Genomic DNA, 21,577 nt, shown 5'->3' on the forward strand with positions numbered 1-21,577 from the left:
GAATATTAACAATTTTTGCCAATATATTTTTTTATTATCACGCATATTATGCACGGCAATCCATAGTAAAAAATCCTAAATAATTATATATCATTTAGTCGCAATAAATTGGTATATCATTATTCAGGATTTTTATGTTGATTTTCTATAAAACTATTTAAAACTAATTCTTTTTTAAAACTATAATTTTCTATTGCCTAATACACCATATTTGAAGTAATCTTCCATACCTATATTATCCTCAGTATTATAATCAGCAGGTATAGGGCAGTCCAATATTTTGGTCTCAATTGGTAAAGGTTTTAATTTTATTTCCTTAGTGACTTCATAAATTTTTTCAATCTCAAAAAAAACATTTTCTTCATCAAATGTCCCCAAGCAAATTCCATTTTTATTATTTTCTAATCGAACATCAATAGAATATACATATTTATTAGCAACGGGGAGCACATCTCTTAAAATGTCATTTTTATCATATAAGAGAATATAATAATTTTTATGATTATCTTTAATTTCAATGGGTCGAACATAATAAAACTCTGTATCAAGACCAAAAGTATCTGGAAGCAAATAGTCTTCATTATTAAGATTAAAAAGCTTGTCTAACTCTTTTGATTTAAAATAATCATTATTTCGATCATATTGTTCTTCATAGACAAATTTTGTATCTATATATTGATTTTCGTAGGCATTACAACCGAATGGTAAAAAAATTGCTAAAAATAAACTAATCAAATAGTTTTTAATTTTTATGGTAGTGCGGTTTATTTTCATTTTCATCATCTTTATCTTTGGTATTATAGGAATTTAGTCTAATTTTTGCCGATATATTTTTTTATTACCACGCATTTTATGCACTGCAATCCATAGTATAAAAATCTAGAATGGATAAATACCATTTATTATCTAATTGGGTTAGATAAAATATAAAAATATTTTTTTCATGATTCGGTATTGTACCTGGAAAGTTTTCTATATAGACAATTTTAACTGTTTTAGGGGCTATTTTATCGGCAATGGATTGATATTCCTCCCAAACAGGATTTTTTTCAAATTGATAGTGTTTTAATTCCCAATGATAATAATCAAGCGCTATTTTTAAAGCCTCAATATTTTTTTCTTTTGGATTGGCATACAGACCTAGTTTAGTGACTTTTTCACTACATGGATCAAATGGAGGATATTGTTCATATTGTATTTTAGGATTGCCAGATATTGTAACCCCTAGCAATTCATCTTCTACCCAAGAGGGTATTGTATTTTCAGTTATTTTATTATTCGATTTAAATTGTTCAATTCTTCTCATTGTTGGGCTGGTACTTCCATTATATACAATGAAAAGACCTATATCTTTATTAATATATTGGTTAATTTCTTTAAAATTCTTTTTATTAAAAAGGTCAATAAGTTGATAAACCGTAGCATCAAAATGTGGGATTGTTTGAGTCACTGCTGATTGATTTTCTATTTTTTGACTACATGCTATATTAGCCAAAGACAATAGAATCAGTAATAATATTCTCATGTTAAAATTCCCATGTTTTTTAGTTGTTTATCTTTCTTTCGAACTTAAACTTCATTTGCCATCAAATTCAACTTTTCCTTGACTTATCCATTGATTATCTTTCCACTCGCCGTCACACATATCTACCCCTGACCTAACAACTTTTGAGTTTTTGATATCGATAATGATACATTGATAGTTTCCGTTTAGTTCCTCTGATGTTCCAACATAACCTTTGCTAATAGTATCCATTTCAACATAATGTTTATTTTCAGATATTTTAAAATCAATTGAATAAATACCTGCATATACGTCATCGTATCCTTCATATCCTTCGATTTTAGATATAACACCATTTCTACTTAGTCTTGGTTCTGAATAAAGTTTGTAATCTTTAATATAATTTAAGAAGATTAATTCTTCTTGATCGCTGATTTTTAGTTTATAGGCATAGCCTGATTGACCAGATAAATGCGTATCAGACTGCAAATCTATCTTAGGAGAAACCTTAGGAGTAGAAGAAGGAGGAGACTCTAAAAAAACCTCAGTAACTACGTAATCATATTCAATGGGAGTGACATGATCATCAGCTTGTTGACTCTCAATTTTTTGACTACACGCTATGTTAGCCAAAGACAATAGAATCAGTAATAATATTCTCATTTTAAAATTGTTTCCTTTTACTATTAAGTCGACTGACAGGAAAAGCAAAAAAATTTAAACCCCAAAAAGTAATATGTGGTAAAAATTGCTTCATAGGGTTTTCTCTTTTGTATTTTTACGTTTTAAAAAAAACAGTATAAGTAAAACTGAAATATAAAGAATTAAAGGAATCTTATAAATCATATCAATGATATTTTGTCCTATCATTTCATTTTCATCAGAAAACAAAACATAATAACTATTGTGACTTAAATAATTAATATAATTATAATTTTCAGAAAGAGGATTCAATTTTAGCGCCAAAAAGACAGTAGGATCATCGTTGCAAATAAGAATTTGGGTAAAACCTTTAATTAATAGTAATAGTATTATTAAGATCTTTAATAATTTCATATTGTCATCCATTTATAATCTTATTGAACTGATTGAATTTCGACTTTAATTCGGGGATATCCTTCATAAATATTACTTTTTCCCTATTCTTTTCTTCCAATAATATAATGATATTCAATATCTACCCAATTATTTTTTACAATATGTCTTTTTTCTACTTGATTAACTTTTGTACTTAGCTTATTTGCTTAATATTGTTTGAGATAATAGCGTAGCAATAGACGAAAATAACTTATTCCAAAATTGATTTGAATTTTAATGATTTCAGCCTTTTCTTCACCCACAAAAATGACAATAAACATGAAATTAGGTTTCCGATTGCCATAGAGATAAAAATGCCATTCATTCCCATTTTTTGAACATAGACTAAATATAGTCCTATAGAAAAAATAATGATCATTCTAATATAAAGGATAATTACCGCAGGTAGGGGTTTTCCTGTCGCTTGAAAGAATGATGCGATTATCCACGTTATTGCCATAAAACAAAAGGTAAATGATACGATTAGCACTTGTTTTCTGGCAAGATCAATCACTTCTGGTATTGAAGTAAATATTGAAAATAACCAAGGAGAAAGTAATACATAAAGTGCTGCAATGATGCTACATAATATCATTATTGTCCTTAAGCTTAGATTTAAAGCTTCTTTAATCCGATCAAGTTGATTACGTCCATAATTTTGAGAAATAAAGACCGTCATTGCACCAGCAATAGCAATCATCGGAATAACTAAAATCTGATCAATTCTCCCAACCAATGTCCATGCATTCATTGCATTTTCATCAAAGGTATTGGTGATCATTTTGTTATATGCAACGATAATGATATAAGTTGAGGCTGTCATTAAAAACTGAGGCAATCCAATCCGTATGATTTCTCTGGCAATTTTTCCGTTAAAGTGAGCAAAGTTAAATGTTAACGGAATTCTTGATTTTCCCTTGTGTATAAAGCGGATTAAATAGATATAAGCCATAAATAACGATATTGTTGTGGCTAAACCTGCACCAGCCACCCCCATATCGAGTACAAATATCAATATCGGATCAAGTATGATATTGAGCGTTACCATAATCATAAATGATATTGCAGTAACATATGTCAGGCCTTCGCCAATAAGAATACCGCCATAAACCTGTAATAATATTATGAACAGTAAACCAGGGGCTAATGAATATAAAAACTGTAGACTATAGACTGTTGCTTCTAGGCTTAATTTATCACCTGATAATAAATTAATAATTTGTGGGCCAAAAGCATAACACATAATCATAAATGGCACGGTTAGCAGTAAAGCGATGACGACACCTGTAACACCTAGATTTTGATAATGATTAAATCTTTTTTCGCCGATCAATCGCCCCGTTGTGGTACTGAGTCCAACGGCTAAACCTGAGGCGATAGCTTCAAAGACAAAAAATAATGGAAATAAAAGACCGGTTCCCGCCAACGGGGCTGAAGAAGTCGGATTGATCAATGAAATAAAATAGGTATTGATTATTAAGTAAGCATAATTTAATAAGTGACCAATGAGAATGGGAATCCCTATTTTTATAATTATTGGCATGATTGGCCCTTCAAACATGCCTTTTTGCAATTTTTCTTGAAAATTTGACATAGATTTCTCTTTAAGTTTATTTTTTAAATAGTGATGTTATTTTTTCTCTAGCGCAAAAAAGCTTCTAATCGACATGTTATCGAGAGCAAAATATCCATTATATTTTTCACTTTATAGCACCTGCCCTAACAGCACCTATCCCAACCTAAAACGTTTTGTTAGACAGTTCATGGCGGTAAAACCTTCTTGCCTTTTGGTGGAATGAATCGCAATAAGGATATTTTATTTACAACGAAAAAATTAACTGTCTGTAATTGATGGAATAATATAATCCGCCATGAGTTCCCACCTATCGATTATCATTTTGTCGACTTTCGATACGATTGCCACTATCAGATCCTTTTCGGGAACACAATAGAGATAAGTTCCGCCTATGCCTGCCGCGAGAAAAGTGTTAATACCCTTATCTTCTCTAAGCCACCACATATAGCCACAATCTTCCGTATGCTGTTTTAGCGATTCAGTTATCCAGTTTTCTGAAATGATCGGCTTGTCATTGCAATGGCCTTTATTCAAATACAAATATCCCAAACGAAGCATATCACGCAGAGTTAAAGACAGTCCCCAGCCTCCAGTATTGATATTTTGAGGATCTTTTATCCAACCGGTAATACTTTCACCATAGACATCTTCTTTAGAAAAGGATTTCATCTGCTGGTCAACGATCTCTTTAACCCCTAAATGGCTGAATAATGATTTATTGGCAAATTCTCGGGTTGATAGTCCCGTACTCCGCGTAATAATCGCTGAAAGAAGGTGGGCATTAGACATATTGAATTGAAACTCCCCAAGCAGGCCTTTTTGTCCCAACATTTCAAGCATAAACATCGTCCAATTCTTTTGCCTTCTCAACCTATCTAATGGCTCACTCTTTTTCCAAGAATAGGGTGCAGTCATGGTAAGTAAGTGTTTGATTGTCAGATGTCGCTTTAACATATCACTGGCTTTGGATTCCGCTTCTGGAAAAAAATCCAGTATTGGTTGATCGACGCTTTTTATATATCCTTTATCAATGGCTATTCCCACTAAAGCGGAAGTAACGCTTTGTGTTACTGAAGTGAGATGATGAGTATTTTCAGCATGGTAACCTTTGAAATATTTTTCAAACACAATGCCGCCTTTTCGCAAAATAGCGATTCCTTTAATAATGCCTAGTTGAAAATTCAAGGCGACATCCAGCTCTCTCAATTTATCTGGATTCATATCCGCCAATTCTGCATCAATGGTTTTCAATTCTTTTATATTAGCCATAATCAAGTATCCACTTTTCAAGTCGTAGGAGTTAAATATTTTCCGATTAGTGATTTTGGATTTTTCACCAAGTCTTTAGGGGTTCCTTCGGCAATGATTTCACCGCCTTTTAATCCTCCTTCAGGGCCAAGCTCCACGATCCAATCGCACGATTCAAGAACTTCATGATTATGTTCAATAACAATCACAGAGTTTCCGCTTTTGATTAATTCATCCAACAGTTTTATCAGCTGAGCTGTATCATAGAGACTTAAACCAGTAGTGGGTTCATCCATGATATACAAGATATGACCTTTTCGTTGCCGTCCTAATTCCTTCGCGAGTTTTAGTCTTTGGGTTTCCCCTCCGCTCATTGTTGAAGTGGGTTGCCCAAGCTTTATATATCCCATACCAATCCGTTCCATTATCTGTAACGGACGAACGATGAAATCATTATCACTAAATAGGGCTATCGCTTCAGAAATCTGCATATCAAGAATTTCTGAAATATTTTTCCCTTTATACGTGACAGTTAAAACTTCGTTGTTATATCTTTTACCTTTACATTTTTCGCACGTTGCGTACATTTTTAAGCTACCCTCAGGAAAAATAGCTTTACGTCCACTACCATTACACTCTCGGCAAGCGCCCTCGGAATTGAAGGAAAAGTGTCCAGCCGTTAAATTTAACCGTTTTGCTTCGGGTTGTTCTGCAAATAACCTGCGTATCTTGTCCCATATTTTGGTAAAAGTAACAGGATTCGAATTTATATTTCTTCCTATTGGTGCCTGCGATACTTCAGCAAAGCCAGAAATATTTTCTGCACCATCAAGCCTTTCGGCTATTGTTTCGATTAATAGTGATTCATCTTCAAAATCTACTTCTTCTCCATTGGTATTGTTCTTATTGGCGTCTAAGCGAAAATAACTTTTTAACAGGGGCGTTAGCGTGCTCGATATCAAGGAGCTTTTACCACTTCCGGAAACGCCCGAAACCCCAATAAGAATGCCTAATGGAAATGCGACTGAAATATCTTTTAAATTGTTGGTTTTGGCGTGTCGAATGACTAAACGGGGAATAGCAGAATCATCGATATTTTGTTTTAACATCCTTACCGGCATTTTTGCTTTACCGGAAAGATATTGTCCTGTCAATGATTTATCGCATTTTAACAGACCAGCATAATCACCTTCATAAATTACTTCTCCGCCTTCAATCCCCGCTTTTGGGCCAATATCAATGATATGTTCAGCTATTTCTATCGTACTTCTGTCATGTTCCACGACAATAACCGTGTTGCCCAAATCTTTAAGCGCTTTTATGGATTGTAAAAGTTCAATTTTTTCTGATTCATGTAGACCCACTGTGGGTTCATCAAGAATATAGATAAGTGACTCCAGTTTCGATTCCAAATGCGAATTAAGGAAGAGTCGTTGTATTTCTCCGCCACTTAGTGAGGACATTTCTCTATAAAGTGATAAATGCCCTAAACGAGAAGCAATTAATGAGTTTGTTTTACCCAAAATATCTTTAAGAAGATTTTTCCCAAATTGCGTTATTTCGTTTAGTTCTAATGCCGATTCAAAAAACGTTTTAGCCTCGTCTAAAGTCATTTTGCCGACTTGACCAATATGTTTATCATTAATTAATATGTTGCGAGCTTCTTCACCTATGCGATATCCATGACATTCTGAGCAAAGGGTTATTTCGTATAGACCATTTAAATATTCGCCTCTTTTGTGTTTAGCTTGCAAAATTCTTGATAAGCAGAAGCTTTGATTTGCACTGTTATTGCTGACATAATGCCCGTTAACCACGTCTTCTTTTATTTCATCCGGTATTTCTAAATAAGGCTGATCCATATAGCCTTTGAAATTCCTTTCCAAGACGCGAAGTATACCGGGGGTTACCCCGATAAAATTAAATAACTCTCGAACGGTGGGATTTTTATTTGCAATAAGCTTTTCCATATTAACGTGATAATATGCGCCTCTGCCAGCGCATTTCATACACATTCCGTTAGGGTTATTATAGGAAAAATAGCCTAATTCAAGGCGCTCTTCCTCATGTCCACACTTAGCGCAGACCCTATCTTGTCCAATAGTTTCGTTGCACTCTGAACATTTAACCTGCCCTTCACTTGAATACAGTAGGGCGAGAAGGTTGAATATGTTTGTTTTTGAACCGACTGTTGATCTTGGGTTATTCTGACGTACAACGCTTTGTTTAACTGCAATTGTCGGGCCAATACCCTCTATGCTTGCAAATTTTCTCTCATTTTCAAGTCCCGGAAATATTCCTAATGATTGAAGATACCCTTTACGTCCTTCTTCAAACACAATATCAAACATAAGACTAGACTTTCCTGATCCACTTATACCAGTAGCAACGGTTAATTTGTTTTTGGGAATAGTAATATCAACATCTTTAAGATTGTGAATGCGAGCTCCTGTTATTTTTATACTTTTCATCTAATCACACCTTGTCTTTTTAATTAAGAAATTTCAACTAATTTATTTATCGTTAAGATCAAACTATTGAGGAAATATAGAGCATTATTTTTTATTAGTGAAATGAAATATCTATATTTTTTAAAATTTATTGACAAAATTGCAATTTTATGAATTGGTTGTATTTGACCAATATTTTTACTCGAACTTCATCGAAAAATTATCTAATAATTTTATATTGGCTTTCGCTTCTTTTGCCTAGCTAAATTAGGTACCTTAATTAGTAATTAAAAAATTTATTAATAAAAATTCAAAAGGATAAAAGTGTTTAAGAAAAAGTTTAAAATTAAAAAATGACATTGTTTTTTAAATGTCCCAGTATTTATTATCCAAAAATAACGTATTAGAAATTATGTGCATCTATCATCAAACAAAAGCGACTGTCATTTTCGCGCTAAAACCATAAAATCTCTCACAAGAACCAATTTTACGAATTCTAAATCCGACTAAAGCAGATTTTTATGCCAAATATCTCCCACAAAATGCCAAATCTTCACATTTCATAATAAAAGATTCATAATAAACTTCGCGTTTAATTGTCCATATTCGATATAAAATAGAACCCAGAACGATAAGATTAAAGGAGATTTACCAATGCATGTGCACTTTATCATCCACGAAGATTTCGAAGCACCTGGCGCATATGAGCAATGGGCAAAAATGCATCAACACACCATTAGTTATTCTCGTGTTTATCTTGGTCAGCCGCTTCCCGATAAGATAGATAAGATTGATATGTTGATTATTATGGGTGGTCCTCAATCACCAGCAACGACCAAAAAAGAGTGTCCACATTTTGACTCATTAGCCGAGCAAGCCATCATATCTACGGCAATCAAATCACAAAAAATAGTCATCGGTGTCTGTCTTGGCTCGCAATTAATTGGTGAAGCCTTAGGTGCACATTTCGAGCATAGTCCGGAAAAAGAGATTGGTAAATTCCCAATTACGTTGACCGAAGCAGGCAAAAAAAATCCGCTTTTTGCGCATTTCGGTGATAGTTTGGCGGTCGGCCACTGGCACAATGATATGCCGGGTTTAACCCCAAATGCCCAAATCATTGCTTATAGTGAAGGCTGTCCACGGCAAATCATTGCCTATGGTCAATTCGTGTATGGTTTCCAATGTCATATGGAGTTAACCCATGACGTGGTTGAACAACTTATTGCTCACTCTGAAAATGACCTAAGACAAGCCGAGAAATACCGTTTTATTGATACTCCCCAGCAACTTCGTTTACATGACTATTCTGAAATGAATCAAAAGCTTTTTGTATTTCTAGACAAGTTAAGCCTTTTATCACAGACCCAAAAATAATAAATTTGATGATGATATAGAAACAATCCAAAGCTATATCATCAAAAAATCATAAGTAACGAAAATTAAACAAAAATTAGGATAGCCACCAGCTATCTAAGTAATAGTTTGTGAGATATATTGATAGTTCGTATACTCATAAAATAATGTAGTTAATAATTCCGAATAGATGAAAGGAGCGATTCCATGGCTTACACACTACCCCCTCTACCTTATGCTTATGATGCTTTAGAACCTTATATTGATACTGAAACAATGCATTTACACCATGATAAACATCATCAAACTTACGTAAACAATGCCAACGCATTATTAGAAACCCTACCTGCTGAATTAAACGATTTTTGTCCAGAAACATTATTAAAAAATTTAGACAAAGTACCAGCAGACAAATTGACTGGAATTAAAAACAATGTCGGTGGTCACGTTAATCACACCCTATTTTGGGAACTGCTAAAAATTGGAACCGAGCTTAAGGGCGAACTTAAAGCGGCAATAGAAAAAGATTTTGGTTCGGTTGATGCTTTTAAAGAAAAATTCTCAGCAGCGGCTGCAACCCGTTTTGGTTCAGGTTGGGCGTGGTTAGTATTGAAAAATGACAAACTTGAAGTCGTGTCAACCGCGAATCAAGATACCCCAATTATGGGCGAAAAATTTGCCGGCGTGTCAGGCACACCAATTCTAGCGCTTGATGTTTGGGAACATGCTTACTACTTAAAATACCAAAACCGCCGTGCGGATTACATTGGTGCATTTTGGAATGTCATCAATTGGGACAAAGTCGCTCAATTATATGCAGCAGCCAAAAAATAATCATCTCAAATAAACCTAAAAAATGACGCTTTATGCGTCATTTTTATTTTTTACCATAGCGTTAAACGATCGCATTTACTCAAATCGCGAAAGCAAAGTCATTGCTAAGTTATACTTAAATCCGTTACAATGTACGATTAGTTAAAAACAGCAAAAATAGCAAAACATGTTTGAAATTAATCCTATCAAATCAAAAATAACCGAATTAACCGAACGAACGAATGTCATTCGGGGGTATCTTTGACTATGACCTCAAAAAAGAGCGTCTAGAGGAAGTCAATGCCGAACTAGAACAATCCGAAGTTTGGGCCGATCCAGAAAAGGCACAAGCATTAGGCAAAGAACGCGTTGCGCTAGAAGAGATCATCAATACCATCAATACCTTAGAACAAGGTCTGGACGACGTCGAAGGTCTACTTGAACTTGCTATTGAAGCAGAAGATCAAGACACTTTTGACGAAGCCAATCAAGAAGTTGAACAACTCGAAAAAAAGCTAGCCGGTCTTGAATTTCGCCGAATGTTCTCGGGTGATTATGACAGTGCTGACTGTTACTTAGATATCCAATCAGGCTCAGGGGGTACTGAAGCTCAAGATTGGGCTGAAATGTTATTGCGAATGTATTTACGCTGGGCTGAATCGAAAGGTTTTACAACCGAAGTGATGGAAGTATCAGACGGCGATGTAGCTGGCATAAAATCAGCCACAATCAAAGTAACCGGCGATTATGCTTATGGCTGGTTACGCACTGAAACCGGTGTGCACCGCTTAGTACGAAAAAGCCCATTTGACTCAGGAAACCGCCGTCATACCTCATTTGCATCGGTATTTGTCTATCCAGAGGTTGATGACAATATTGATATCGACATCAATCCAGCCGATCTACGTATCGACGTTTATCGGGCATCGGGTGCGGGTGGTCAGCATGTCAATAAAACCGAATCTGCTGTACGTATTACCCACGTACCAACCGGAATTGTGACACAATGTCAAAATAACCGCTCGCAACATAGCAATAAAGATCAGGCCATGAAACAGTTAAAAGCAAAACTGTATGAGCTTGAAATGCACAAAAAGAATGCCGAAAAACAACAAATGGAAGAAAACAAATCCGACATTGGTTGGGGCAGCCAAATTCGTTCGTATGTACTTGATGATTCACGAATCAAAGACTTACGCACCGGCGTTGAAACACGCAATACTCAAGCCGTATTAGACGGCGATTTAGATCAATTTATTGAAGAAAGCTTAAAAGCCGGTTTATAACTGGTGATAAATAAAAGGTAAAATTATGTCAACACAGCAAGAGCAACAAAACCATATTGAAGAGTTAAATAACGAGCTTACAATACGTCGTGAAAAGCTAGCTGCAATTCGCGAACAAGGCATTGCTTTCCCGAATGATTTCCGTCGTGACGCAATTTCAAGCGATCTTCATAAATTGTATGATGAAAAAACTAACGAAGAGTTAATTGAAAACAAAATTATTGTAACCGTTGCGGGTCGAATGATGATGCGCCGTATTATGGGTAAAGCCTCATTTGTATCATTACAAGATGTTGCAGGGCAAATCCAACTCTATGTCACTCGTGATGATCTACCCGAAAACTACTACAACGAACAATTCAAAAAATGGGATCTTGGTGACATCGTTGGCGCTAAAGGCTACTTATTCAAAACCAAAACAGGTGAACTATCAATCCATTGTGAAGAAATCCGCCTACTAACAAAAGCATTACGCCCATTACCCGATAAATTCCACGGCTTAGCAGATCAAGAAATGCGCTATCGTCAACGTTACCTTGATTTAATTACTAATCAACAATCACGTGACACCTTTATTGCGCGCTCAAAAGTGGTAACTGAAATCCGTAACTTTATGTTAGAAAACCACTTTATGGAAGTTGAAACCCCGATGATGCAAGTCATCCCAGGTGGTGCATCAGCCAAACCATTTATTACGCACCATAATGCGCTTGATCTAGACATGTATTTACGAATTGCGCCAGAACTTTACTTAAAACGTCTAGTAGTAGGTGGATTTGAGCGTGTATTTGAAATCAACCGCAATTTCCGAAACGAAGGGGTATCGCCAAGACATAATCCTGAATTCACCATGATGGAAATGTACATGGCGTATGCCGATTATAAAGATTTGATTGTATTAACTGAAGCGTTATTCCGTCGTTTAGCCATTGCCGTGACGGGGAATGCCGTAGTGCAATATGGCGAACACACTTTTGATTTCGGCAAACCATTTATCAAAATGACCATGCGTGAAGCAATCTGCCATTATCGCCCAGAAACCAATAATGCTGATTTAGATGATTTTGACAAAGCTTGTGCCATTGCAAAAGCAGTGGGAATCAAAGTGGAAAAAGGCTGGGGACTTGGTCGAGTGGTAACTGAAATATTTGAAGAAGTGGCTGAAGCTAACCTCATTCAACCAACATTTATCACCGAATACCCGGCAGAAGTCTCACCACTTGCTCGTCGAAACGATGAAAACCCATTTGTAACAGACCGCTTTGAATTCTTTATTGGTGGACGTGAAATTGGTAACGGCTTCTCAGAACTTAATGATGCCGAAGACCAAGCACAACGTTTTGCCGACCAAGTATCACAAAAAGACGCGGGTGATGATGAAGCAATGTTTTATGATGAAGATTACATCACTGCATTAGAACATGGCTTACCGCCAACAGCAGGGCTAGGAATTGGGATTGACCGAACCGTAATGCTATTTACCAATAGCCATACCATCCGGGACGTCATTTTATTCCCAACAATGCGCCCAGTTAAATAGTTTCGACAAAGTTAATCAAACTCACTTATTCACCAATAAGTGAGTTTTTTTATATCAAAAACCCCGGTCCTCAACTTTTTTTGCTATAAAAAAGACAAAAATAAACCCACCAAGGTGGGGGTTTATGTGGACTATGCCCACAAAATTGCTTTTATTGTAAGACCATGCTAAGGCAAAGTGCAAAGCCCTACCGATTTATCATACGAGGGCTCAGCCCAATGTACATGACCATCTTGAGGAAAAACAACGAACCGGCTTAAACCTTTTATATCACTGGTCCAGTACCATCGGACGGCGTCAAAGTTGGCTCGATTATATTTGCCTATATTACCCCACTCCGCAAGCAAGCCTGCACCAATTGTACGCATATAATAATCACCTGATGATGAAGGTGTACCTCCAGTAATTTCATAACGTTTTGCATTAGTTAAATCCTTAACTTTAGGCAAGCGATAACCAATACTGTTACACCAGGATTCCATGCTAGGATAACTGTAATAAGTTTTACCTCGGTTGACAAACCATTGTTTTAACGTAAATCCATATTTAACGATAGCGTTACCACTACTATCTCGACCAACTAACTCGAAGGTCTGGGGCAAAGTAGGCATAGTAATAGGACCAGGATTGCTGGAATTCCATTGAGATTCAGTTGCAACAGGGCCAGTTAAGGTAACCCGTACGCCTGTCGCTGTAGAATTGGTCATAGTCGCCGTGATACCACCATGCGAGACAGGAGACCAAGACAATGCTTGTTTATTACCTGCAATGCTTAAATCAAAGTACATGTTGTTAGCAGCTGTAGTCGGAAAGTTCTTATCATATGAGTCAGTTGACTGAGGCAAAAAACCAAGAGATGGATCAAAAATTTCAGGTGGACCCGCTTTTACACCTCCATTGCCTTCGAAAGATAGATTTGGACTGGCAAAACAAATTTCCTGCCCCTTAGGTTTGACAAAATAAGTGACCCGACTAGGATTGAAATCACTACTATTTGGAATACCATAACGCGTTGTTAATGTACCATTTGTACTAGTTAATATAACCTCATAAGGCGCTTTACAAGGCCTTAACACTGTATTACGTGATACTGTTCTATTTCTTTCATCAAGGAGAGATAACTCTAAAAAACCATTAACATTAATCTCACCATCACCGTCATCATCCCACCAATAATTATTGGGCGAACCAATAAGCGTTTTTAAAGTGATTGAATCTACATTTGTTGGAACGATCATATCTATATCAGTAAAACTTTGACCTGCAACCGGTAACTCAATGGGTTTTGAAGATGATGAAGTATTAGTTGTAGGCGTGTACTGCTTTCCGTTAGATAGTGTAATACCGAGCAAAGCTTCAATATTAAGAGCACGAGTCTTACCACCATCAAAAGTTAAATAAGGCGCATTGCCCTGAATCATATTTGAGGTTTGAGAGGTTAATGCATGGCTAGAATAAAAAGGTATTAGTAACAATCCAAGCGGTAAAAAGATCTGTCGGCATAATTTAGGTCCGAGAGATGATCGGAATGATAATCCGCGTGACGATCTAATGCGTGATCTTAAATTTTCGTCGATTAATAAGCTAGAGTGAAAAAAAAAAGACTGAGAGTTTAATTTAGGCAAATTTAAATTATAGGTTGCCCTAGGCTTTTGCAAATTGTAATACATATTCGACTACCCTGTCAAGTAAACATTTGATTTATTTACTAATTTATATTTATTGGTTGAATTTTAGCTACTCAGCTAAAATGATTCGAGAGTATAATAACTGGAAAAATATGGCGCAATAAATTTTTCATTTTATATCGTTAATCTTTGTAAAGCTCTTCAGAAAAAGAACTAAACAATTGTTAATTAAATTATGTTTTAATTGATAAATATCAAATTTACAAATCCTTAAAAACCATAATTTTTAATTCTAGAAAAATTTTATTTTTTTGGAATTTTTTTCAATTTATTGATTTTAGGGGGGGGAGAAATGCCAAAAACCCCACTCCTCACTTTTTTTGTAAAAATCAGTAATTTTTTTAGCCGTTAATCAATTTGATGATTAACAGCTATTTATTAGTCAGTTGATTTTTTAGGTAAGATTAAATTTAATAAAATCGCTAAAATTCCACATAAGCTAATGCCTTGTAGTGCATAAGATCCAAAATCAAAGATCATTCCGCCGATCCCAAAAACTAATACTAATGAAACAATACACATATTGCGTGATATAGAAAGATCGACTTCATGTTTGATCAATATATTAATACCGACTGATGCAATCGATCCGAATAAAAGCACCATAATTCCACCCATAACAACTGTTGGGATCGTACTTAAAAAAGCGCCGATCTTTCCAACAAATGACATGAAAATCGCCCAAATTGCCGCCCAAGTCATTACTCGTGTTTTGAAGTTACGGGTTAATGTGACCGCGCCAATAACTTCGGCATAAGTAATACAAGGTGGACCACCAAAGAAGCCTGCACTTGAGGTTGCTAATCCATCACCAAGCAATGTTCTTTGTAAGCCGGGATCTCGGGTATAATCTTTTCCGGTTACGGCGCTGATCGCCATAATATCACCAACATGCTCGATCGTCGGTGCAATTACAATTGGGATCATATATAAGATAGCTTGCCAGTGAAACTCTGGAAAGGTGAAATCTGGTACTTTAAACCATGGCGCATCAATAATGGGTTGAAAATTGACTATGCCCATTATGCAAGACAATGCGTATCCCACAACAATACCTGCAATGATCGGGACTAATCTAAAAAAGCCTTTGGCCCAAATTGCTACAATTAAGGTGGTTAATAGTGACGCCATTGAGATCAAAATTAATTGATAGTTTTCGGCGGGTATTCCACTGTCGGTTCCCATTGCCATTTTGACGGCTACCGGTGCAAGTGATAGACCGATAACCATTATGATCGGTCCAGTAACCACTGGCGGTAAAATGCGATCAATTACGTGCTTTCCGTTAATTTTGACCAAAAAAGCAAAAAACATAAACACAAAACCGGCTGCAACAAGTCCACCCAATGTTGCAGGAATTCCCCACTGTGCAACGCCAAAAGAGATCGGTGCAATAAAAGCAAAGGATGATGCTAAAAATACCGGGACTTTTCCTTTGGTGGTGAGTTGAAATAATAGTGTGCCCAATCCGGCTGTGAATAAAGCAACATTGGTATTTAATCCGGTTAATAATGGCACAAGTACTAATGCACCAAATGCAACAAATAGCATTTGAGCGCCGGTAAAAATATCTTGCCACGAATGTTGTGATGCATCATTATTGATATTGGTAGTTTTAGACACATTGTCCTCTCTTATTCCACTTAATGTTAATCATATCTATTTATAATCAAATAGTAGGCATAAAAAAACCGGTTAAAACCGGTCTAAAATTTGAGATTTTATTTAGTGCCGAATATTTTGTCTCCGGCGTCACCAAGTCCTGGTAAAATGTAGCCCTTTTCATTCAACCGTTCATCGATTGATGCGGTATAAAGTTCTACATCTGGGTGAGCTTGTTCTAATACTTTGATTCCTTCTGGCGCAGCAACTAATACAAGTACTTTGATATTTTTACATCCTGCTTTTTTAAGCAGATCAATAGTTGCAACCATTGAACCACCGGTAGCAAGCATTGGATCAACGACTAATGCCATTCGTTCTTCAATATCAGAAGTTAGTTTTTGGAAATAAGGGACTGGTTCAAGCGTTTCTTCATTACGATAAAAACCAACAACACTAATTCTTGCACTAGGTATATGTTCTAAGACACCATCCATCATTCCTAAACCAGCACGTAAAATAGGCACAACGGTGATTTTTTTACCTTTGATTTGTTCTACTTCAACAGGTCCACACCAACCTTGAATTGTGACTTTTTCAGTCGGTAAATTGGCTGTCGCTTCATAAGTTAATAAGCTACCAACTTCACTAGCAAGGTCTCGGAAATCTTTTGTGCTAATATCGTGTTCACGCATTAAGCCGATTTTATGGCGAACTAGAGGGTGTTTTACTTCAACAATTTTCATGGGGGCCTCAGTGTTATTTTTCGATGATCTAATTAGTAGGTATAAATAACCACTGAGAGGTAATTATAGCAGAGTTATCAAATCATGAAAACCAGAAATCCCAATAAAGGCATTATTATTGATGATGTGAATACTTGCTTGTCATTTTTTTATAAACTTTCACCTTCGAGGTATTCAACTGGTAAATCGATAACTTTTTGGTCTATTTTTTCGCCATTGATACGCTTTAATAGTAATTCAGCAGCAATTTTGCCCATTTCGATTCTTGGTGTTTGAATTGAGGCTAGCTTGGGATTCATATATTGACCAATTTTATGACCATGGAATCCAACGATGGCTATTTGTTTCGGTATTTTAATACCAATACGTTGACATTCAAGTAGCACACCTAGCGCCAAATCATCATTAGTACTAAATATACCATCGACACTTGGGTACTCTTTTAGTATTTGGTGTAAAAATCTTGCGCCTAGTTCATAGGATGAGGCTTCTTTGGTTGCTAATGTTTTAGGCGTTAATCCTGCCTCTTGCATGGCTTTTTCATATCCTTGCTGACGTATGATGCTTCGCTGATCTTGCCTTGCACTGAAGTAGACTATGTTGCGTCGCCCTTTCTCTATCATGTGATGAATCATATTTTTGGTGGCAGTAAAGTTATCAAAGCCAACAGCCATATCTATGCAAGGTGAGATACTGTCCATTATTTCAACTACTGGTACGCCAGATATTTCGATCATTTTGAGCGTAGCCGGATTGTGTATTCTTTCTGTTAATATTAGTCCATCGATGTTATAAGAGAGTAATGATCGAACCCGTAGCTCTTCTTTATCCGCACTGTATCCAGTGTGGGTGATCATGGTTTGGTACCCTTTTACATCAGTAACCATTTCGATACCTTTTAAAATATCAGCAAATACTTGGTTAGTTAATGAGGGTAATACCACGCCAATAGCATAACTTTTGGCGTTAGATAGCATGTCAGGCGCTTTATTTGGAATATAGCCTAATTTATCAATAGCCGATGAGATTTTTAACCGGAGTGATTCTGATACTAGGTTGGGATCTCGCAAAAAGCGACTGACTGTCATTTTGCTGATGCCGATTAAGTTGGCGATTTCTTGTAAGCCAGGGCGACGTTTTTTACTCATTGTTTATTTTCCGGTAATCTTGGTTGCCAATCGATTGGTGTTTTACCATGCTGTGTAATGATCGCATTTGCTTTTGAGAAGTGTTTACATCCAAAAAAGCCACGATGTGCAGATAATGGCGATGGATGTACCGCGGTTAATACATGATGTTTTTGCCGATCAATAAATTGACCTTTTTTCTGAGCCGGCGAGCCCCAAAGTAAAAATACCACGCCTTCCAAATGTTTATCGATCGCAGCAATAACATGATCGGTAAAGGTTTCCCAACCTATTTTGGCATGAGAGTGGGCCTGTCCAGCTTCAACCGTTAATACGTTGTTAAGTAGTAGTACGCCTTGAGTTGCCCAGTAACCTAAGTAACCATGATTTGGAATAGTAAATCCGTCAATATCCGTTGAGAGTTCTTTATAGATGTTGAGTAGTGATGGCGGTGGTTTGATTCCCGGTAATACAGAAAAGGATAAACCATGAGCTTGGTTTGGACCATGATAAGGGTCCTGCCCGAGGATTACCACTTTGATGTTATTAAATTCAGTGAAACGAAATGCATTAAACACATCGCGCTGAGGAGGATAAATGGTTTTACCTTCAGCGCGTTGTGTGGCAACAAATTGCATTATATGTTGAAAATAGGGCTTCTCTTTTTCAGAGCCAATAACATCGTTCCAGATTAATTGATTACTCATATTTTACCTTTACTATTATTTTATCTGGTACTGCATTGATAATAATTATACCTAAAAATAATAATAAACCTAATGCTAATCAATGCTGGATGATATTAAATGAACACTCTTAAATATTCAGTTAAACACAAAATTGCCATGGATTGACCATATGGCATCGATGTTAATGGTATTTGTTTGTAATATGCTAAGTCGCTGCCCATTGCAGTGCCAAATGAAACATTGAGTAGTGTTCCGTTGTCATCTATGTTTGTTAATATTCCTTTAATTGCTTTTTCTGCCATTACTGTATATTCATCAGAGATATAACGTTTTCTTATCGATTTTAAAATACCATAGGCAAATCCAGCGGTTGCCGATGCTTCTAAATAGGAATCTGGATCATCGATGATTGTGTGCCATAACCCATTTTCATTTTGGTATTTAGCCAATGCCTGAATTTGGGCATTTAGTACTTCAATTAGTAGTTTTCTAAATGGATCATTTTGATCAAGATCAAGTAGTTCAATAAATTCGGGAATGACGATGGTTAACCAGCTGTTTCCCCTTGCCCATCTGGCTTTGGCAAAGTTATGGTTGCCGTCAAAAGTCCATCCATGAAACCAAAGCCCAGTTTGGCGATCCATTAGATATTGGATGTGAATCAGTATTTGATAAATGGCTTCTTGTATATATTCTGGTCTATTGAGTAATTTACCGATTTTGGCGATAGGTAATACACTCATCATTAGCGTGTCATCCCAAAGTTGTTGATGATTTTCATTGTTGTAGACAATATGTTGTAAACCGCCAAATTTCGTTCTTGGCATTTCATACATTACCCAGTCAGCCCAACGTTCTAAATATGGTAGAAAAACAGGTTTTTTGGTTTCTTCATATCGATAGGCTAACGTTAGAAATGGACAAACCGTATTCACATTTTTGGTTGGTGTTCCTTCTGATAAGCGCTGTGTAAACCAGTCGTCAATAATGTCGAGCGTCGGTTTGTCGCCTGTTTGTTGATAAAATTGATACATACCATAAAGTCCAATGCCATGAGTCCATTCCCAGCCATTCCAACCTTTAGTGTCTATTACACGTCCATCATCTAAGCGTAATAGAAATTCACCGGTTTCATCTTTGATATTAATTAGATTATTAATAATTTTATGTATCAGTTGTTTTAATTCAGAACGTGAAATTATATATTCAGGTTTACAAAGTAATTTGCTATGTTTTACAGGAAATATCTGCATTTTGTACCTCTACTAATCATTAAATTTGAATTCTTTTTTTATTTATTTTTATAACCTATATTGTTATTTCCCCAGAGCTGGGAAACCGGCATACCAGTTAACATTTCTACAACCGGTTTGCCTTCATCACTAATTCGTCTTTCAGAACTTGTTCCAATACCTTTTATGTTATTAATTTCATTGATTAAAATTTTATGAGTGGTTAGATTTAATTTGAATTTTAACGAAATGAAAAATCCTAATGAGAGAACGAATATTGTTCCAATCACTAATAAGAATAAGATAGTTAGCGATACTTGTTCAGGTTGCTGATTTTGGCCACTCACAAAGCCCGACCATTGTAAACACACACCAATCAACATTACTGCTCCCGCTTGTGAAGCTTTTCGGGTAAATGTCATTACGCCAGCAAAAATACCTTCTCGGCGTTTGCCGGTAATAATTTCATCAACATCTGAAATATAAGTGTAGATATTCCAAGGAACGTAGTTGATACCACCTCGACCTAATCCAGCTATTGCTGAGATGGTAACAAGTAAAGTGTGAATGTGGCTTAAGTTGTAATACCAAATGATGCCATAAGAGAGGCAACTTAAGCCAAAGATAGTTACGACAGCTCGGTATGCCAGCGCTGGACCATATTTTATGCATAATGGCATCATACAAAGTACAGCAATAAATTGGGTGATAGACATGGTTCCAATTAGCATTGAAGCAACGGTTGGCTCTTGTAATAGAACGAAAATTACATAATAGGTAAAAACGACGTTAAATACATCCTGAGCAATATATCCACCAAGATACATGCCTAAATGCTGTCTGAAGATTTTTATTTTGAAGGTGGATAATAATTCGATAACCAAATGGCGGATACTTTCTTTAAATGATAATGAAGCAGCTAGTTGTTCTGCTTGTAAAGCCTCTTTCGATTTTAGTTCATTTGGTCTTTCCCATGTAAATAGGTATACCATGCAAAGGGCAAAAGAACATAGGATTGAGAAGACTAAACTTGCATAGAAGAATGATATTGCATTATCTTTACCAAAATAGTTGAGTAAAATCCCCGGTAAGAACCCGGCTAATATTGCCGATAATTGTGCCATTGAAATTCGTGCACCGGAAAATTTGGTTTTTTGTTTAAAATCATCGGTCATTTCAGGAACTAATGTTTCGTATGGAACCAGCACCATGGTGTAGACCATGTCAAAGAAGAGGTAGGTGATTAAGTAGTAGAGATAATTCATACCAGGTGCCCACATTACGCTATAGCTAAATATGAGTGGAATACCAAGTAAGATAAAGAATTTACGACGCCCAAAACGTTTACCTAATCGAGTTCGGCCAAAGTTATCCGTTAAATAACCCATCAATGGGCTAATCACTGCATCAAGAACCCTTGCTACCGCAAAAATAAATGTGGCTTCGATAGGCGTTAGTCCACAAAAATTTGTATAAAAATATAATAACCACACAGCAGTCAATGCTGTTGTTCCCGCACCTAAAAAATCACCAGCGCCATAAGCTAAGTAATTTTTTAAACCTATCACTCTCTTTTTCATATTTGCCCCACTCATTTTTCCTTATTTCAAAAAATAAATATCCTTTTCACATTCTTTAGCTAG

At 36.0% G+C, this 21,577-nt stretch carries 18 protein-coding genes; 4 read left to right on the plus strand and 14 right to left on the minus strand.

Annotation, left to right across the window (positions count from 1 at the left end; translation table 11 throughout):
- Positions 1-180: 180 nt before the first annotated feature.
- The 7 genes from J3U09_RS07965 to J3U09_RS07995 all read right to left on the minus strand — a co-directional run bounded on the left by J3U09_RS07965 (position 181) and on the right by J3U09_RS07995 (position 7,876).
- Positions 181-774 (minus strand): hypothetical protein, encoded by a 594-nt coding sequence (locus tag J3U09_RS07965; RefSeq protein WP_267357763.1) that lies wholly within the window; start codon positions 772-774, stop codon positions 181-183.
- Positions 775-850: 76 nt separating this feature from the next.
- Positions 851-1,525, minus strand: coding sequence for a hypothetical protein (locus tag J3U09_RS07970; protein ID WP_267357765.1), 675 nt, complete (start codon positions 1,523-1,525; stop codon positions 851-853).
- Between the two features lie 51 nt (positions 1,526-1,576).
- Positions 1,577-2,167 (minus strand): hypothetical protein, encoded by a 591-nt coding sequence (locus J3U09_RS07975; RefSeq protein ID WP_220225343.1) that lies wholly within the window; start codon positions 2,165-2,167, stop codon positions 1,577-1,579.
- 90 nt (positions 2,168-2,257) lie between these two features.
- Positions 2,258-2,560, minus strand: coding sequence for a hypothetical protein (locus J3U09_RS07980; RefSeq protein WP_267332122.1), 303 nt, complete (start codon positions 2,558-2,560; stop codon positions 2,258-2,260).
- A 232-nt stretch (positions 2,561-2,792) separates the two neighbouring features.
- A complete protein-coding gene (locus tag J3U09_RS07985; protein WP_267357766.1) occupies positions 2,793-4,175 on the minus strand; it encodes an MATE family efflux transporter in 1,383 nt (460 codons plus the stop codon).
- A gap of 240 nt (positions 4,176-4,415) precedes the next feature.
- Positions 4,416-5,426 (minus strand): serine hydrolase domain-containing protein, encoded by a 1,011-nt coding sequence (locus tag J3U09_RS07990; RefSeq protein ID WP_267357768.1) that lies wholly within the window; start codon positions 5,424-5,426, stop codon positions 4,416-4,418.
- A 17-nt stretch (positions 5,427-5,443) separates the two neighbouring features.
- Complete coding sequence (locus tag J3U09_RS07995) at positions 5,444-7,876, minus strand: excinuclease ABC subunit UvrA (protein WP_267357770.1); 2,433 nt, start codon at positions 7,874-7,876, stop codon at positions 5,444-5,446.
- Positions 7,877-8,509: 633 nt separating this feature from the next.
- Here J3U09_RS07995 and J3U09_RS08000 point away from each other — a divergent pair.
- The 4 genes from J3U09_RS08000 to lysS all read left to right on the plus strand — a co-directional run bounded on the left by J3U09_RS08000 (position 8,510) and on the right by lysS (position 12,850).
- Positions 8,510-9,232, plus strand: a complete 723-nt coding sequence (locus J3U09_RS08000) for a type 1 glutamine amidotransferase (protein WP_267357771.1) — start codon at positions 8,510-8,512, stop codon at positions 9,230-9,232.
- A gap of 186 nt (positions 9,233-9,418) precedes the next feature.
- Positions 9,419-10,045: a Fe-Mn family superoxide dismutase gene (locus tag J3U09_RS08005; protein WP_065563798.1), complete on the plus strand. Its 627-nt coding sequence runs from the start codon at positions 9,419-9,421 to the stop codon at positions 10,043-10,045.
- A 166-nt stretch (positions 10,046-10,211) separates the two neighbouring features.
- Positions 10,212-11,310, plus strand: a protein-coding gene (gene prfB / locus J3U09_RS08010) for a peptide chain release factor 2 (protein WP_141677433.1) whose coding sequence is annotated in 2 segments (ribosomal slippage) — positions 10,212-10,286 and positions 10,288-11,310 — 1,098 coding nt in all. Because the reading frame shifts where the segments join, the coding sequence is not laid out codon by codon here.
- A 25-nt stretch (positions 11,311-11,335) separates the two neighbouring features.
- The gene (lysS, locus tag J3U09_RS08015) at positions 11,336-12,850 is read left to right on the plus strand and encodes a lysine--tRNA ligase (RefSeq protein WP_065733572.1); all 1,515 of its coding nucleotides are present in this window, start codon (positions 11,336-11,338) and stop codon (positions 12,848-12,850) included.
- Between the two features lie 167 nt (positions 12,851-13,017).
- On the opposite strand, the gene J3U09_RS08020 is transcribed toward lysS, so the two are convergent.
- From J3U09_RS08020 to J3U09_RS08050, 7 genes are all read right to left on the minus strand, one after another.
- Positions 13,018-14,520 carry a hypothetical protein gene (locus J3U09_RS08020; RefSeq protein WP_267357773.1) on the minus strand — a complete coding sequence of 501 codons (1,503 nt, stop codon included), beginning with the start codon at positions 14,518-14,520 and terminating at the stop codon, positions 13,018-13,020.
- 396 nt (positions 14,521-14,916) lie between these two features.
- Positions 14,917-16,143 carry a uracil-xanthine permease family protein gene (locus J3U09_RS08025; RefSeq protein WP_416380054.1) on the minus strand — a complete coding sequence of 409 codons (1,227 nt, stop codon included), beginning with the start codon at positions 16,141-16,143 and terminating at the stop codon, positions 14,917-14,919.
- Positions 16,144-16,259: 116 nt separating this feature from the next.
- A complete protein-coding gene (upp, locus tag J3U09_RS08030) occupies positions 16,260-16,886 on the minus strand; it encodes a uracil phosphoribosyltransferase (protein WP_065563803.1) in 627 nt (208 codons plus the stop codon).
- 149 nt (positions 16,887-17,035) lie between these two features.
- Complete coding sequence (gene gntR / locus J3U09_RS08035) at positions 17,036-18,034, minus strand: gluconate operon transcriptional repressor GntR (RefSeq protein WP_267357775.1); 999 nt, start codon at positions 18,032-18,034, stop codon at positions 17,036-17,038.
- Positions 18,031-18,720 (minus strand): uracil-DNA glycosylase, encoded by a 690-nt coding sequence (gene ung / locus J3U09_RS08040; protein WP_267357777.1) that lies wholly within the window; start codon positions 18,718-18,720, stop codon positions 18,031-18,033. The genes gntR and ung overlap by 4 nt, the downstream gene beginning before the upstream one ends.
- A 95-nt stretch (positions 18,721-18,815) precedes the next feature.
- A complete protein-coding gene (locus tag J3U09_RS08045; protein ID WP_267357779.1) occupies positions 18,816-19,955 on the minus strand; it encodes a glycoside hydrolase family 88/105 protein in 1,140 nt (379 codons plus the stop codon).
- A 38-nt stretch (positions 19,956-19,993) separates the two neighbouring features.
- Positions 19,994-21,514 (minus strand): MFS transporter, encoded by a 1,521-nt coding sequence (locus tag J3U09_RS08050; RefSeq protein WP_267357781.1) that lies wholly within the window; start codon positions 21,512-21,514, stop codon positions 19,994-19,996.
- Between the last annotated feature and the right edge of the window lie 63 nt (positions 21,515-21,577).

This window comes from Gilliamella sp. B2889 (genome assembly GCF_026536885.1).
Taxonomy (GTDB): Bacteria; Pseudomonadota; Gammaproteobacteria; order Enterobacterales; family Orbaceae; genus Gilliamella; species Gilliamella apicola_E.

Coding starts and splice junctions, on each gene's coding strand:
- J3U09_RS07965 (WP_267357763.1), bottom strand. CDS start 774: ATGAAAATAAACCGCACTACCATAAAAATTAAAAACTATTTGATTAGT.
- J3U09_RS07970 (WP_267357765.1), bottom strand. CDS start 1,525: ATGAGAATATTATTACTGATTCTATTGTCTTTGGCTAATATAGCATGT.
- J3U09_RS07975 (WP_220225343.1), bottom strand. CDS start 2,167: ATGAGAATATTATTACTGATTCTATTGTCTTTGGCTAACATAGCGTGT.
- J3U09_RS07980 (WP_267332122.1), bottom strand. CDS start 2,560: ATGAAATTATTAAAGATCTTAATAATACTATTACTATTAATTAAAGGT.
- J3U09_RS07985 (WP_267357766.1), bottom strand. CDS start 4,175: ATGTCAAATTTTCAAGAAAAATTGCAAAAAGGCATGTTTGAAGGGCCA.
- J3U09_RS07990 (WP_267357768.1), bottom strand. CDS start 5,426: ATGGCTAATATAAAAGAATTGAAAACCATTGATGCAGAATTGGCGGAT.
- J3U09_RS07995 (WP_267357770.1), bottom strand. CDS start 7,876: ATGAAAAGTATAAAAATAACAGGAGCTCGCATTCACAATCTTAAAGAT.
- J3U09_RS08000 (WP_267357771.1), top strand. CDS start 8,510: ATGCATGTGCACTTTATCATCCACGAAGATTTCGAAGCACCTGGCGCA.
- J3U09_RS08005 (WP_065563798.1), top strand. CDS start 9,419: ATGGCTTACACACTACCCCCTCTACCTTATGCTTATGATGCTTTAGAA.
- lysS (WP_065733572.1), top strand. CDS start 11,336: ATGTCAACACAGCAAGAGCAACAAAACCATATTGAAGAGTTAAATAAC.
- J3U09_RS08020 (WP_267357773.1), bottom strand. CDS start 14,520: ATGTATTACAATTTGCAAAAGCCTAGGGCAACCTATAATTTAAATTTG.
- upp (WP_065563803.1), bottom strand. CDS start 16,886: ATGAAAATTGTTGAAGTAAAACACCCTCTAGTTCGCCATAAAATCGGC.
- gntR (WP_267357775.1), bottom strand. CDS start 18,034: ATGAGTAAAAAACGTCGCCCTGGCTTACAAGAAATCGCCAACTTAATC.
- ung (WP_267357777.1), bottom strand. CDS start 18,720: ATGAGTAATCAATTAATCTGGAACGATGTTATTGGCTCTGAAAAAGAG.
- J3U09_RS08045 (WP_267357779.1), bottom strand. CDS start 19,955: ATGCAGATATTTCCTGTAAAACATAGCAAATTACTTTGTAAACCTGAA.
- J3U09_RS08050 (WP_267357781.1), bottom strand. CDS start 21,514: ATGAAAAAGAGAGTGATAGGTTTAAAAAATTACTTAGCTTATGGCGCT.